Raw genomic sequence first — 15,299 nt, forward strand, 5'->3', positions numbered from 1 at the left:
TTTAATATGGCATCAAACAAGAGATACTGGAAAAGTGTTGAAGAGCTAAAAAAAGATAGCTCTATTGTTGAAAAGCTGAGACAAAACGAATTCGCTGAAAGTATACCTACAGACGATTTTCTTGGTGATAAAGAAACTTTAGAAAATTCTGATACTTCACGTAGGGACTTTTTAAAATATGTGGGTTTTACAACCGCTGCTGCTTCGTTAGCTGCTTGTGAAGGCCCAGTAATAAAATCGATACCTTATGTGGTAAAACCAGATAATGTGACTCCTGGTGTGCCAGATTATTATGCATCTTCTATTGCAAATGGTACTGATTTTGCAAGTATTTTAGTAAAAGTTCGTGAAGGCCGTCCTATTAAAATTGAGCCAAACAAATTGGCAAAGACTAATGGAGATACAAACGCAAGAGTTCAAGCATCGGTTTTAGATTTATATGATAATAATCGTTTAAAAGGCCCAAAAGCTGCAAAAAACAATACAGATTGGGCTACATTAGATAGTGAAGTAAGTGCTAAGTTAAACGCACTTAAGGCTAGTAACGAAAAAATAGTTTTCCTTACGGGAACTTTAGCTAGTCCATCAACTGCTAAATTAATTCAAGATTTTACAGCGCTATATCCAAATACAGAGCATATATCTTATGATGCTATTTCAGACTCTGCTGCGTTAGATGCTTTTGAAGCAATGTATGGCGAAAGAGCCTTACCTGATTATGATTTTAGTCAAGCTGACATAATTATTTCGGTTGGTGCAGATTTCTTAGGAGATTGGCAAGGGGGTGGATTTGAAGTTGGATATGCAAAAGGACGCGTTCCTAAAAAAGGAAAAATGTCTCGTCACATTCAGTTTGAGTCTAATATGACATTGACTGGTGGTAATGCAGATAAGCGTTACATGGTAAAACCATCGCAACAAGCAAAGGTATTACATGATTTATACAGTGCTGTTGTAAATGGTACTACTCCTTCTGATGAAAATGTTGCCAAAGCTGCTACTCAATTAAAGAAAGCAGGTAGTAAGGCAGTTGTTGTTGCTGGTGCTAATGATAAAAACGCTCAATTAGTTGCTTTAGCAATAAACAAGGCAATTGGTAGTAAAGCTATAGATACTTCAGCCCCTAGATATGTTAGAAGTGGTAACGATACTAAAGTTACACAATTAGTAGCTGACATGAAAGCAGGTAAAGTTGGTGCAGTATTAACTTATAACGCAGATCCAGCTTATACCTTATATAATAGTGCTGATTTTGTAGAAGCTTTAAAAAATGTAAAACTTTCAGTTGCATTTTCTTCAAGTGATGATGCTACAGCTAAAGCTTCGCAATATGTGGCTACAACTCCTCATTATTTAGAAGCTTGGGGAGATATGCAAGCAAAGAAAGGTCATTTTGGTTTAATGCAACCAACAATTAGACCTTTACACAATACAAGACAATTTCAAGATAGTATTTTAAAATGGATTGGTTCAGGCCAATCTTATTATGACTATCTAAAATCATATTGGGCATCAAATGTACTTGGAGGAACTTCTTGGAATCAAGCATTGCATGATGGTATACATACTTCAAGTGCTGCTCCAGCTACAGTTGAAGAAGGAAGCACTTCAGAAGGTGAAGAAACAGCTCCAACTGTAAATATTGCTGCTGCTGTTTCAGCTCTAGCGAATGTACAGTCTGCTGATTTAGAATTAAACTTATATACCAAAACTGGTTTAGGTGATGGTAAGATGGCAAATAATCCTTGGTTGCAAGAATTGCCAGATCCAATCACAAGAACCTCTTGGGATAACTATATTACAATTTCTGCACCTGATGCTGAGAAACTTGACTTAGAAAACTGGACAGTTTCTAACGGAGCTTTAGATGGTAACTTGGTAAATGTTACTGTTAATGATGTAACCGTAGAAAATGTTCCAGCTTATATTCAACCTGGTCAAGCTCAAGGTTCAATTGGTCTTGCTCTAGGTTATGGTAGAGTAGACGGTGTTAATGAAAACATGAAGGTTGGTGTAAATGCGTATCCTTTATATCAGAATTTCTCAACGAATCAACCTGTAAGTATTGAAAAAGTTGCTGGTAAGCATGAGTTTGCTTGTGTTCAATTACAGCATACGTTGATGGGTAGAGATGAGATCATTAGAGAAACTACTTTAGCTGATTTTGTAAATAAACCAAAACATGATTGGAATCCTGCACCGCACGTTCAGTTAGAACACCAATCAGTTGCATTAGAAAAGGTTGACCTTTGGGACAAATTCGAAGATAATATTGGACCTAAATTCAATTTATCGATCGACTTAGCATCTTGTACTGGTTGTGCGGCTTGTGTAGTGGCATGTCATGCAGAAAATAACGTACCAGTTGTTGGTAAAGAAGAAATAAGAAGAAGTAGAGATATGCACTGGTTGCGTATTGATAGATATTACTCTTCTGAAATGACTGAAGAAAGAGGTAAAGAAGAAGGAATTTTTGGTACAGGCAAATATTTTAATGCACAAACAGTTCCATCTGATAATCCAGACGTAACATTTCAACCGGTAATGTGCCAACACTGTAACCATGCTCCTTGTGAAACGGTATGTCCGGTAGCGGCAACATCGCATGGTCGTCAAGGTCAGAATCAAATGGCATATAACAGATGTATCGGTACTAGATATTGTGCTAATAACTGTCCTTATAAAGTACGTAGATTCAACTGGTTTAAATATTTCGACAATAACGAGTTTGATTATAACTTGAACAATGACTTAGGGAAAATGGTGTTGAATCCAGATGTGGTAGTACGTTCTCGTGGAGTTATGGAAAAATGTTCAATGTGTATTCAAATGACTCAGGCAACTATCCTTAAAGCAAAACGCGAGGGTAGACCAGTAGAAAAAGATGAATTTGAAGTAGCATGTGCAAATGCTTGTAGTACAGGTGCTATGGTATTTGGTGATGTAAACAACGAAGAAAGTAAAGTAGCACATCTAAAAGAAGATGAAAGAACATTCCATCTATTAGATTTTGTAGGTACACAGCCAAATGTATTCTATCAGTTAGATGTGAGAAATACAAACGAAGCATAATAATAATTAAGAATTAGATATAATTATGGGTCATTACGAAGCACCTATTAGAGAGGCGATTATTACAGGAGATAAAAGTTATCACGATATCACTGTAGACGTTGCGGGTCCTATAGAACGCAAAGCCAATAAAAAATGGTGGATTGCCTTTATTATTTCACTTGCCGCTTTCCTTTGGGGATTTGGAGCTATTGCTTATACCATTGGAACTGGTATTGGTGTTTGGGGATTGAATAATAGAATTAACTGGGCTTGGGATATTACAAACTTCGTTTGGTGGGTTGGTATCGGTCATGCTGGTACACTTATCTCAGCAGTATTATTATTATTCCGCCAGAAATGGAGAATGGGTATTAATCGTTCTGCAGAAGCAATGACCATTTTTGCGGTAGTACAAGCAGGTTTATTTCCATTAATCCACATGGGTCGTATTTGGGATGGTTTCTATACATTACCAATACCTAATCAATTAGGCGCATTGTGGGTAAACTTTAACTCACCATTATTATGGGATGTGTTCGCAATCTCAACATATCTTACAGTATCATTAGTATTCTGGTGGACAGGTTTATTACCAGATTTCGCAATGATTCGTGATAGAGCTACAAAACCTTTTCAAAAGAAAATATATAGTTTACTAAGTTTCGGGTGGACAGGTAGAGCAAAAGACTGGCAACGTTTTGAAGAAGTATCATTGGTTTTAGCCGGTTTAGCAACACCATTAGTACTTTCTGTACATACTATTGTATCATTTGACTTCGCCACTTCTGTAATACCAGGATGGCATAGTACTGTTTATCCTCCATATTTCGTTGCTGGAGCGGTATTCTCAGGATTCGCAATGGTTCAAACGCTATTGTTAATTATGCGTAAAGTATGTAATCTAGAAGACTACATTACTAGAGTGCATGTTGAAAATATGAACAAGGTAATCTTGGTTACAGGTGGTATTGTTACCGTTGCTTATTTATCAGAGTTTTTTGTTGGATGGTATACAGGAAGTAGTTATGAAGATTTTGTATACTTATCTGTTGGTGCAGCTACAGGACCTTACTGGTGGGCATTCTGGTCATTGATTATTTGTAACTCTGTAATTCCGCAATTATTCTGGTTTAAGAAAATTAGAACAAATTATGTTTGGACTTTCATTATTTCAATATTCATTAATATTGGTATGTGGTTTGAGCGTTTTGATATTATTGTAATCAATTTAAGTAGAGGGCACTTACCTTCTTCTTGGACGCAATTTTCGCCAACATTTGTTGATATAGGTATCTTTATAGGTACACTAGGGTTCTTCTTTGTATTATTCCTTTTATACGCTAGAACATTCCCAGTAATTGCCCAAGCGGAGGTAAAATCAATCTTAAAATCTACAGGTAATAACTATAAGAGAGCTAGAGAAACAGGTGAAGCTGTCATACTGGGTGGCGCATCAGCTAGTACTACACATTCTAATGTAATTGAAACAAATGAAGCTGAAGAAGATTCTTCAATTATCGATGATATTGCAGATAAAGCAAGTAGCTTATTAAGTAGCATAGGGCTATTTGATGCTGATACGCAAACAGCTGATGATTTGAAAAAGATCAGTGGTGTTGGGCCTAAAATGGAAGAAACTTTAAATAAGATAGGAATTTTCACATTCGATCAGGTGAGTAAAATGACTAAAAAAGAATATGACTTGTTAGATAGTATTACAGGTTCTTTTCCAGGAAGAGCAGAACGTGATGATTGGGCAGGTCAAGCTAAAAAACTTAAATCATAATTATGAGTTCAAAAGTAATTCACGCTTTGTATGACGATGATGATGTGCTAATGAAAGCCGTTAAAGATGTTCGTGCGGCTCATCACCATATAGAGGAAGTTTATACACCTTTTCCGGTGCACGGTTTAGATAAAGCAATGGGCTTAGAACCAACAAGAATGGGTATTACCGCCTTTATGTATGGTATTACTGGTTTAGGCTTTGCTTTTTGGTTTTTAAATTATACTATGATTCAAGATTGGCCACAAAATATTGGGGGTAAACCAAGTTTTGCATTTTATATGAATATGCCTGCGTTTGTGCCAGTATTATTTGAAATGACAGTTTTTTTTGCGGCGCATTTAATGGTAATTACTTTTTATATGCGTAGTAAAATATGGCCATTTAGAAAAGCTGAAAATCCTGATCCAAGAACTACTGATGATAAATTCTTAATGGAAGTAGTAATAGATGGAAATGAAGATGATTTAACATCTTTGTTAAAAGATACAGGAGCAATTGAAATTAACGTAAAAGAAAAGCACTAATTATTTATGAAGAGCTTTGTAAAAATAACAGTAGTATTTGTTGCAATTTTAATGTTGACATCTTGTGCTGATAAAAGAAAGAGGCAAGTACAATATATGGCAGATACAGATATGTATAATGCTGTTCCTTATGATACATATGCAGCTGATTCAGTATTTAAAGATGGAACTTCTGCTCAGTTACCAGTAGAAGGAACTATCGCTAGAGGAAAAGTGCCTTTCGATTATGCAAATTCAGAAACCGAATATTTAAGATCTAAAGATTCTTTAATGTCGCCTTTAAAAGTTACTGCAGCTAATTTAGAAAATGGTAAGAAAATGTACGATATCTACTGTGCAACTTGCCATGGTACAACAGGAGATGGGCAAGGGCCACTTGTGCAAAATGAAAAATTTTTAGGAATACCTAATTATAAAGATAGAGAGATCACTGCAGGGAGTATTTATTATGTAATAATGCATGGTAGAAACTTAATGGGCTCTCATGCTTCACAACTAAATGATACTGAACGCTGGCAAGTAGTACAGTATGTTGAGAAGTTAAGAAATGATATGTTAAAATAAAATATAAAAACGGTTTACCCGGAATATTATAAGATATGTACACATTTTCAAGTAGATTAAAAACCTTAGCACTAGCGTTCATGATTTTGGGTGCTTTAGGTATAGGTTATGGTTTTCTTACTACGCCAAAAACTACCGAAGAGGTAAAAGAAATGCTTCATAAAGACGATGGTCATGGTGGAGGTCACGCTTCCGTGGAATCACATGACTATGAGGCTCATCCTGTAAAAGCAATTAATGAACAAATTGCTGCTGTACATAAAGAGGATGTTAAAGAAGTTGTAGAGCATGTAGCTGAAGTTGTGCAAGATTCAACTCATGCCGTAGAAGTTCAAGATACTACACATAGTGATTCAAAAGGAACAGAAGAGCATAAAGAAGAAGCACATGCAACAGCAGCTGATACACATGGAGCGAAAAAAGATGATGGACACGGAGGTGGTCATGGTGAAGTTGACGAACAAGCACATTTAGAACACGAATTAACATTTGCTAAAAATAGACCTTGGACAGCTATATATGTGGCTATGTTATTTTTCTTATTAGTAAGTGTATGTGCATTTGTATATTATTGTATACAAAGAGCAGCCACAGCAGGTTGGTCTCCGGTAATCTTTAGAGTAATGGAAGGCGTTTCTGCTTACATAGTACCAGGTTCTATTTTTGTATTGGCATTTTTGATCTACTCTTCAGTGGGTCATGGTAATCATATGTTTGCTTGGATGTATACTAGTATTGATCCAACAGCTGAGAATTATGATTATGCTATGGAAGTTAAAGACTGGTGGTTAAACATACCAGGTTGGTTGATTAGGTCAGTTATTTATGTACTTATTTGGATAGGCTTCAGACACTTTATAATCAAAAATTCTAGAGCTCAAGACGAAGCTTCAGATTTAAAACCTTACAAAAGAAATTTTACACTGTCCGTAGTATTCCTAGTAGTATTCTTAGTAACAGAATTATTTATGGCTTTTGATTGGTTAATGTCTATAGACCATCACTGGTTTAGTCAATTATATCCTTTCTATGTATTTGCAAGTATGTTTGTGTCAGCAATTACAGTAATTGCTTTTGTAACAATTTACTTAAGAGCAAAAGGATTCTTACCATTTGTAAATGATAGCCACATACACGATTTAGCAAAGTACATGTTTGCATTTAGTATTTTTTGGACATATTTATTCTTTGCACAATTTATGTTGCAGTGGTATGCAAATATTCCAGAAGAAACAACATATTTCTATCCTCGTTTGGTAGGCACATATCAACCATTATTTATTGGTATGTTAATTATGAATTTCGTATTCCCAATATTAGTATTAATGAATAGTGATTATAAAAGAGTACCATGGTTTGTTGTATTAGCAGGTTTGGTTATTCTAACAGGTCATTATTTAGACTTATTTGTAATGGTTGCTCCAGGTACAGTAGGTAGCAATTGGCATTTTGGAATTCCTGAAATAGGAGCATTATTATTCTTTTTAGGCTTGTTTATTTATGTGGTATTTAATGCATTAACAAAAGCACCATTATTAGCAAAAGGGAATCCATTAATGAAGGAAAGTGAAATATTTCATTATTAAAGAAAATTATCAACTATAACAGATGAAGGCATTATTTTTTATTATAATTTTTGTAGCAATAGCAGTTGCATGTTGGCAATTTGTAAAGTTATTGGGTTTAACCAAAGCGGAGAACGCTACAGCTACACCTAGAGAAAATAATATTAACGGATGGTTGATGTTAGGTCTTATGGGCTTTTTATATGGCTTGATGTTGTGGAGTATGTATGGTGCAAAAGATGTATTGCTACCACAATTATCAGCTTCGGCAGAAGGAAAACACATAGATATTTTATTTAAAATAACTATGACCCTAATTTTAGTGGTTCAGTTTATATTACAATTTTTAATCTTTTTCTTTTCTTGGAAATATAGAGGTGTCGAAGGTAGAAAAGCACATTTCTTTGCTGATAGCCATAAGTTAGAATTATGGTGGACGGTTACTCCAGCCGTAGTTTTAACATTTTTGATCATTTATGGGTTATGGACTTGGAACCAGGTTATGGACGCTTCAGACGCTGAAAACCCACTCATTATAGAATTGTACGGTAAACAGTTCCAATGGGATGCACGTTATGCAGGTGAAGATAATGTTTTAGGTGCTGCCAACGTTCGTTTTATTGAAGGAACAAATACAATGGGTGTTGATATGTCTGATAAAAATGCTGCTGATGATATTCCATTAACAGCTGACCCTACATCATTTGTTAAAGAATTACACTTACCAAAAGGTAGAAAAGTGATTTTCAAATTACGTTCGCAAGATGTATTACATTCAGCTTATATGCCTCACTTTAGAGCTCAGATGAATTGTGTACCGGGTATGACAACACAAATTGCATATACACCTACACTTACAACTGAAGAAATGCGTGAATATCCCGATACGAAAACCAAGTTTGATAAGATTAATGAATTAAGAAAAGCTAAAGGAGAGGATCCTGTTGAGTTCGATTATATTCTCTTATGTAACAAGATTTGTGGTGCTTCGCACTATAATATGCAGTTAAAGATTGTTGTAGAAGAAGAAGCAGACTTTAATAAGTGGATCGCAACTCAAAAAACGTTAGCACAAAGTTTAAATTAAAGATAATAAAGTAGTAGAGATATGTCAGATCACCATCATCATAAAGAAACTTTCGTAACAAAGTATATCTTTAGTCAAGACCATAAGATGATCGCAAAACAGTATTTAATTACTGGTATGATCATGGGTATTATTGGTATTTTTATGTCAATGCTATTCCGTTTACAGTTAGCATATCCAGAACAAGAATTTAGCATTATAGAAGCCTTTTTAGGTAGAGGCGGAGAAGGTGGAGTTATGACACCAGATATGTATATGGCTTTGGTTACTATACACGGTACAATAATGGTATTCTTTGTTTTAACTGCTGGTTTAAGTGGTACATTTAGTAACTTGTTAATTCCGCTACAGATTGGAGCACGAGATATGGCATCTGGTTTCTTAAATATGTTATCATATTGGATGTTCTTCTTGTCTAGCGTAGTTATGGTAATTTCACTTTTTGTGGAAACAGGACCTGCCTCAGGAGGTTGGACAATATATCCTCCGTTAAGTGCATTGCCTCAAGCTATGTCTGGTTCAGGTGTAGGTATGACGTTATGGTTGGTGTCTATGTCTATTTTTATTGCATCCTCGTTATTAGGGTCATTAAATTATATAGTAACTGTATTAAACCTACGTACAAAAGGAATGAAAATGACAAGATTACCATTAACAATCTGGGCATTTTTTATCACAGCTATTATAGGTGTTATTTCGTTCCCAGTATTATTATCGGCAGCATTATTATTAGTGTTTGATAGAAGTTTCGGCACATCATTCTATTTATCAGATATTTTTATATCCGGTGAAGTGCTGCATTATAAAGGTGGATCTCCAATCTTATTTGAACACTTATTCTGGTTTTTAGGTCACCCTGAGGTATATATTATTTTATTACCCGCTTTAGGATTAACTTCTGAAGTTATTGCCACAAATTCACGAAAACCTATTTTCGGTTATCGGGCCATGATCGGTTCTATTATAGCGATTGCATTCTTATCGACTATCGTTTGGGGCCATCATATGTTCGTAACTGGTATGAATCCTTTCTTAGGATCGGTGTTTACATTTACAACATTATTAATTGCGATTCCTTCTGCGGTTAAAGCATTTAATTATATTACAACACTTTGGCGTGGAAATCTGCAACTAAACCCCGCAATGATGTTCTCTATCGGATTGGTATCAACATTTATTTCTGGAGGTTTAACAGGATTAATCTTAGGGGATAGTGCACTTGATATTAATGTGCACGATACAATGTTTGTAGTAGCGCATTTCCACTTGGTAATGGGTATTTCAGCAATGTTTGGTATGTTCGCAGGGGTATATCATTGGTATCCAAAAATGTACCGTAGAATGTTGAATAAAGATTTGGGTTATTTACATTTCTGGTTAACTGCTATTTCAGCTTATGGAGTATTTTTCCCAATGCACTTTACAGGTTTAGCAGGTCTGCCACGTAGATATTATAATAATACAGCATTTCCTATGTTTGATGATTTATTACATATCAATCAGGTAATAACAGTATTCGCAATTATAGGTGGTGTAGCACAGCTAATTTTCTTAGCTAATTTTTTCTTTAGTATGTATAAAGGACCAAGAGCACCTCAAAACCCTTGGAAATCTAATACTTTAGAATGGACAGCACCAATAGAACATATACATGGTAACTGGCATGGTGAAATTCCTCATGTACACCGTTGGGCTTATGATTATAGTAAGACAGATGAAAATGGTGAATTATGGGGTGGACAAGACTTTACACCACAGAATGTTCCCATACGAGAAGGTGAAGAAGAGTTTTAGATAAGAACAAAGTTTTATATAATAAAAGCCTCATAGAAATTCTATGAGGCTTTTTTATTTCTCCAGAAAAGCACCCAAAAAAGAATATTTGGGCGCTAATAAGTCGCGGTTATAAATCCCCTTCCGCTTCTCGAGACTAAAGTAAATAAAAATGAGGTGAAACTTTTCCTGTTAATTATGTATTTTTAAAAATATTATAAACAACTTATTCACTAATGAAATTTCTGAAAAGTTTCCTAAAAATTCTCCTAATTTTAGTCGTCTTGGTAGCACTAGCTCTTTGGTTATTTTCTAGAACATTAAAGCCAGATTATAACGGGAGTCTTCAATTAAATAACTTGCAAGATAAGGTTGAAGTTTTCTATGATGATTACGGTATACCACATATCTATGCACAAAACGAATTAGATGCTAGACGAGCTTTAGGTTATGTACATGCGCAAGATAGACTTTGGCAAATGGAAGTGATTCGTAGAATAGCAGCAGGTAGACTTTCAGAATTATTTGGTGAAAAGTTAGTGCGAAATGATAAATTTTTCTCAAGTCTTGGTATTGAAGAAGCAGCAGAAAAAACAATTCAAAATTTAGATACAACTACCAAAGCTTATAAATTATCTATTGCCTATTTAGATGGTATTAATCAGTTTATAAAAGAAGGATCCACTCCAATAGAGTTTTATTTAGTTGGTTTAGATAAAGAAGAATATACTTTAAAAGATGTATATAATGTGATTGGTTATATGGCTTTTAGTTTTGCTATTGCCCATAAGACTGAACCGGTTTTAACCGAAGTTAAAGAAAAGCTTGGTTCGGATTATTTAAAAGAATTAGATGTTTTTATTGATAGCACTACAACACTTATTAAAAATGAGAAGAACCCTGTTTTCGAAAGTGCTTTGGCAAGAGCCGTTAACGATATTTATGAAGCTTTACCTATTTCACCATTTATTGGGAGTAATAGTTGGGTGATAGGCCCAGAAAAAACAAAAAATGGCAAGGTGATTTTTGCTAATGATCCTCATATAGCATTTGCCCAACCAGCAGTTTGGTATCAATCTCATATTGTTACGCCAGATTATGAAATATATGGGTATAATTTAGCCTTAACACCATTTCCTTTATTAGGACATAATAGAGATTATGCCTATGGGTTGACCATGTTTGCTAACGATGATGTCGACTTTTATTTTGAAGAAAATAATTCAGAAAATGACATGCAGTATTTAACTCTTGACGGACCGAAAGATTATCAAATTAGAAAGAAGCATATTAAAGTTAAAGATGGAGAGTCGATTAGTTATGGTCTACGTGTAAGTGAACACGGACCTATAGTAAATGACGTGATAGAACAAATAAATGATGACAGGCCAATAGCGATGGATTGGGTTTACACCAATTTTGAGAATAAAATGTTAGATGTGTCTTATAGAATGTCACATTCTAAATCTTTGGATGAGTTTAAAGAAGGAACGTCATGGATTCATGCCCCAGGTTTAAATGTAATGTATGGAGATGCACAAGATAATATTGCGTGGTTTGCGTCTGGTAAATTACATAAGTTTAAAAATAGTGTTAATTCTAAACTAATCCTTAACGGAAATAGTGCAGATGACGAAAAAGAATATTTAGACTTTGATAATAATCCTCAAGCGATTAATCCATCATGGAACTATGTATATTCGGCCAATAACCAACCTGATTCAATTGCAGGTATGTTATACCCTGGTTATTATCAACCTGAAGATCGCGCAAAGAGAATAGTTAATTTATTAGAGGCTAAAAATGATTTTACAAAACAAGATGTAATGTTAATGATCAACGATGTAACCAGTTCAATGACGCCTACTATGATACAACGTGCTTTTAAAGATATTGATGATAATGCATTTTCTGATAAGGAAAAAGAAGCGCTAAATATTTTAAAAATATGGGATGGAAATTATAATTTAGAAAGTATTGCGCCTACCATTTATAATCGTTTTTTATATGAATGGTTAGAAAATACTTATTTAGATGAAATGGGTACTACTTTTTATACTTTTTTAAATACCTCACAGCAAAAGAAAGTAGCAGCTAATCAAATGGCTAGGGATTCATCTATTTGGTGGGATGATATCACCACCAAAGACAAAGTTGAAACTAAGAAAGATATAGTTGTTAATTCTTTAAAAGAAGCTATAATTTTTTTAGAAAAACAGTTAGGCAATGATATAAATACCTGGACATGGAATCGCGTACATACTATAGAACATAATCACCCTATGGGTAAAGTTGCTGCTTTACGAAAATATTTTAATGTAGGACCTTTTCCAATAAATGGAGGAAAAGAAGTAATTAATAATTTGGCTTTTAATTTAGATAGTACAGGTTATTATAAAGTAAAATCAGGACCATCAACACGAAGGGTGATTGATTTTTCTGATGTTGAAGGAAGTATGAGTATTTCGCCAACAGGGCAATCAGGCAACCCTTTAAGTGATCACTATAAAGATCAAGCACAAAAATATGTAGATGGAGAGTTTGTGCCAATGTTATTAAATAAAGAGCAAATTCGACAATCAAAGAATAAATTAATACTAGAGCCAGCACCAAAATAAAAAAGGTGGTTTGTTTACAAACCACCTTTACCATTATTTATGTTTTAAATTAATTTAGGTCAAAACGATCTAAATTCATCACTTTAGCCCAAGCAGCTACAAAATCATTTACAAATTTTTCTTCTCCATCATTAGCTCCATAAACTTCAGCGACTGCTCTTAATTCGGTATTAGAACCAAAAATAAGATCTGCTCTAGTTGCCGAAAACTTCATGGCGCCAGTGTTACGATCACGACCAATAAATTCTTTATCTTCGGAAGTAGCAGCTTTCCAAGTAATAGAAAAATCCAACAAATTTGTAAAGAAGTCATTTGTTAAACTACCAACATTGTCTGTAAATACACCATGCTTAGAACCGTCATAATTTGCTCCTAATACACGTAAACCACCAACTAAAGCTGTCATTTCTGGAATGGAAAGTGTTAATAAATTTGCTTTATCTACTAATAGATCTTCAGCAGCAACATTTAGATCTGGCCTCATATAATTCCTAAATCCGTCAGCTAAAGGCTTAAGATAACCGAATGATTCTAAATCTGTTTGCCCTTGTGATGCATCTCCTCTTCCTTGAGTGAAAGGAACTTCTAAATTGCGACCAGCATTTCTAGCAGCTTCTTCAATACCAGCATTTCCAGCTAATACAATTAGATCAGCCATAGAAACTGTTCCATTAAATTCATTTTGAATACCTTCTAATACATTTAGAACTTTATTTAATTCTGTAGGGTTATTTACTTCCCAACTTCTTTGCGGCTCTAAACGTAAACGTCCTCCATTTGCACCACCTCGCATATCTGAACCTCTAAACGTAGAAGCTGATGCCCAAGCTGTTGTTACTAATTGAGATACCGTTAAACCAGAAGCTAATATCATTTTCTTCAATGAAGAAATATCGGAATCACTCAATGTATAATTGACTGAAGGAATTGGATCTTGCCATATTAATTCTTCTTTCGGTACTTCTGGGCCTAAATAACGATCAATTGGCCCCATATCTCTATGCGTTAGTTTATACCATGCTCTGGCAAAAGCATCTTCAAAAGCTTTATGATCTTTATGAAAACGCTTAGATATCTCTAAATATGTAGGATCCATTTTTAAAGCCATATCAGCTGTAGTCATCATTAAAGCTTGCTTTCCATTTGGGTCACCAGCTCTTGGAGCCATTGGTGCATTAGAAGCTGCAGTTGGTGTCCATTGATGTGCACCAGCAGGACTCTTCGTTAATTCCCAATCGTTATTTAATAAGACATCAAAAAAATCATGATCCCAACGTATTGGATTGGGTGTCCAAGCGCCTTCTAAACCACTTGTAATAGCATCATCTAAAACTCCTGAGCCATAAGTGTTTTTCCAACCTGTGCTCATTTCTTCTATTGATGCACCATGAGGCTCAACACCTACATATTTATCTGGGTCTGCTGCACCATGTGCTTTACCAAAAGTATGACCACCAGCAACTAATGCAACAGTTTCTTCATCATTCATTGCCATACGACCAAAAGTAATCTTAATATCATGTGCCGATTTTAACGGATCAGGGTTTCCATTAGGTCCTTCTGGATTTACATAAATAAGCCCCATATGTACAGCTCCTAAATGGCCTTCTAAGTCACCATCACTTGTGTCATAACGCTCATCATTATCTAGCCAACCAGTCTCAGAACCCCAATACACATCTTGTTCTGGTTCCCATACATCTTCACGTCCTCCAGCAAAACCAAAAGTTTTAAAGCCCATAGATTCTAAAGCACAATTACCCGCAAGAATCATTAGGTCTGCCCAAGAAATTTTATTTCCATATTTTTTCTTAACTGGCCACAGTAATAAACGAGCTTTATCTAAATTTCCATTATCTGGCCAGCTATTTAAAGGGGCAAAACGATGCGTTCCAGTACCAGCTCCTCCTCTACCATCTCCAACTCTGTATGTCCCAGCACTATGCCAAGCCATACGTATCATTAATCCCCCATAATGACCATAATCTGCTGGCCACCAATCTTGAGAATCTGTCATTAAATTAATAACGTCTTGTTTTAACTCATCATAGTTAATACTATTAAACGCTTTCGCATAATCAAAATCTTCACCCATAGGGTTAGATTTTACTGCATGCTGACGTAAAATGTTTAACTTCAATTCATTTGGCCACCAATCGCGATTTGATGTTCCACCACCTGCATTGCGCTTCAATTCACCACTCATAAAAGGGCATTTGCCAGCGCTGTTAGTTGTATTATTTTCCATTTTTATAGATTTATAGATTGCTAAATTTTGTCCTATCAAATTTAGAGAATCTTTAGCTCTAATTCGATAAATTCAAT

At 35.0% G+C, this 15,299-nt stretch carries 9 protein-coding genes; 8 read left to right on the top strand and 1 reads right to left on the bottom strand.

What is annotated here, in order from left to right:
• Nucleotides 1-6 precede the first annotated feature (6 nt).
• From AC3IF2_RS01185 to AC3IF2_RS01220, 8 genes are all read left to right on the top strand, one after another.
• Nucleotides 7-3,072, top strand: coding sequence for a TAT-variant-translocated molybdopterin oxidoreductase (locus AC3IF2_RS01185; RefSeq protein ID WP_489165182.1), 3,066 nt, complete (start codon nt 7-9; stop codon nt 3,070-3,072).
• A gap of 22 nt (nt 3,073-3,094) precedes the next feature.
• A complete protein-coding gene (nrfD, locus tag AC3IF2_RS01190) occupies nt 3,095-4,840 on the top strand; it encodes an NrfD/PsrC family molybdoenzyme membrane anchor subunit (protein ID WP_489166898.1) in 1,746 nt (581 codons plus the stop codon).
• Nucleotides 4,841-4,842: 2 nt separating this feature from the next.
• Nucleotides 4,843-5,367: a DUF3341 domain-containing protein gene (locus AC3IF2_RS01195; protein WP_489165184.1), complete on the top strand. Its 525-nt coding sequence runs from the start codon at nt 4,843-4,845 to the stop codon at nt 5,365-5,367.
• 6 nt (nt 5,368-5,373) lie between these two features.
• Nucleotides 5,374-5,931 (top strand): c-type cytochrome, encoded by a 558-nt coding sequence (locus tag AC3IF2_RS01200; RefSeq protein WP_489165185.1) that lies wholly within the window; start codon nt 5,374-5,376, stop codon nt 5,929-5,931.
• Between the two features lie 35 nt (nt 5,932-5,966).
• Nucleotides 5,967-7,517 carry a quinol:cytochrome C oxidoreductase gene (locus AC3IF2_RS01205; protein ID WP_489165186.1) on the top strand — a complete coding sequence of 517 codons (1,551 nt, stop codon included), beginning with the start codon at nt 5,967-5,969 and terminating at the stop codon, nt 7,515-7,517.
• Nucleotides 7,518-7,539: 22 nt separating this feature from the next.
• The gene (locus tag AC3IF2_RS01210) at nt 7,540-8,583 is read left to right on the top strand and encodes a cytochrome c oxidase subunit II (RefSeq protein ID WP_489165187.1); all 1,044 of its coding nucleotides are present in this window, start codon (nt 7,540-7,542) and stop codon (nt 8,581-8,583) included.
• A 21-nt stretch (nt 8,584-8,604) separates the two neighbouring features.
• Nucleotides 8,605-10,377, top strand: a complete 1,773-nt coding sequence (locus AC3IF2_RS01215) for a cytochrome c oxidase subunit I (protein ID WP_489165188.1) — start codon at nt 8,605-8,607, stop codon at nt 10,375-10,377.
• Nucleotides 10,378-10,640: 263 nt separating this feature from the next.
• Nucleotides 10,641-12,974, top strand: coding sequence for a penicillin acylase family protein (locus AC3IF2_RS01220; RefSeq protein ID WP_489165189.1), 2,334 nt, complete (start codon nt 10,641-10,643; stop codon nt 12,972-12,974).
• 49 nt (nt 12,975-13,023) lie between these two features.
• Here the strand turns inward: AC3IF2_RS01220 and katG are convergent, their stop codons facing one another.
• Nucleotides 13,024-15,222, bottom strand: a complete 2,199-nt coding sequence (gene katG, locus AC3IF2_RS01225; protein WP_489165190.1) for a catalase/peroxidase HPI — start codon at nt 15,220-15,222, stop codon at nt 13,024-13,026.
• Nucleotides 15,223-15,299 lie beyond the last annotated feature (77 nt).

The sequence above is a fragment of the Maritimimonas rapanae genome (genome assembly GCF_057837205.1).

What these genes read in the sequence shown, in the direction of transcription:
- AC3IF2_RS01210 (WP_489165187.1), top strand. Translation starts at nt 7,540, where the DNA reads ATGAAGGCATTATTTTTTATTATAATTTTTGTAGCAATAGCAGTTGCA.
- AC3IF2_RS01205 (WP_489165186.1), top strand. Translation starts at nt 5,967, where the DNA reads ATGTACACATTTTCAAGTAGATTAAAAACCTTAGCACTAGCGTTCATG.
- AC3IF2_RS01200 (WP_489165185.1), top strand. Translation starts at nt 5,374, where the DNA reads ATGAAGAGCTTTGTAAAAATAACAGTAGTATTTGTTGCAATTTTAATG.
- katG (WP_489165190.1), bottom strand. Translation starts at nt 15,222, where the DNA reads ATGGAAAATAATACAACTAACAGCGCTGGCAAATGCCCTTTTATGAGT.
- AC3IF2_RS01215 (WP_489165188.1), top strand. Translation starts at nt 8,605, where the DNA reads ATGTCAGATCACCATCATCATAAAGAAACTTTCGTAACAAAGTATATC.
- AC3IF2_RS01195 (WP_489165184.1), top strand. Translation starts at nt 4,843, where the DNA reads ATGAGTTCAAAAGTAATTCACGCTTTGTATGACGATGATGATGTGCTA.
- AC3IF2_RS01185 (WP_489165182.1), top strand. Translation starts at nt 7, where the DNA reads ATGGCATCAAACAAGAGATACTGGAAAAGTGTTGAAGAGCTAAAAAAA.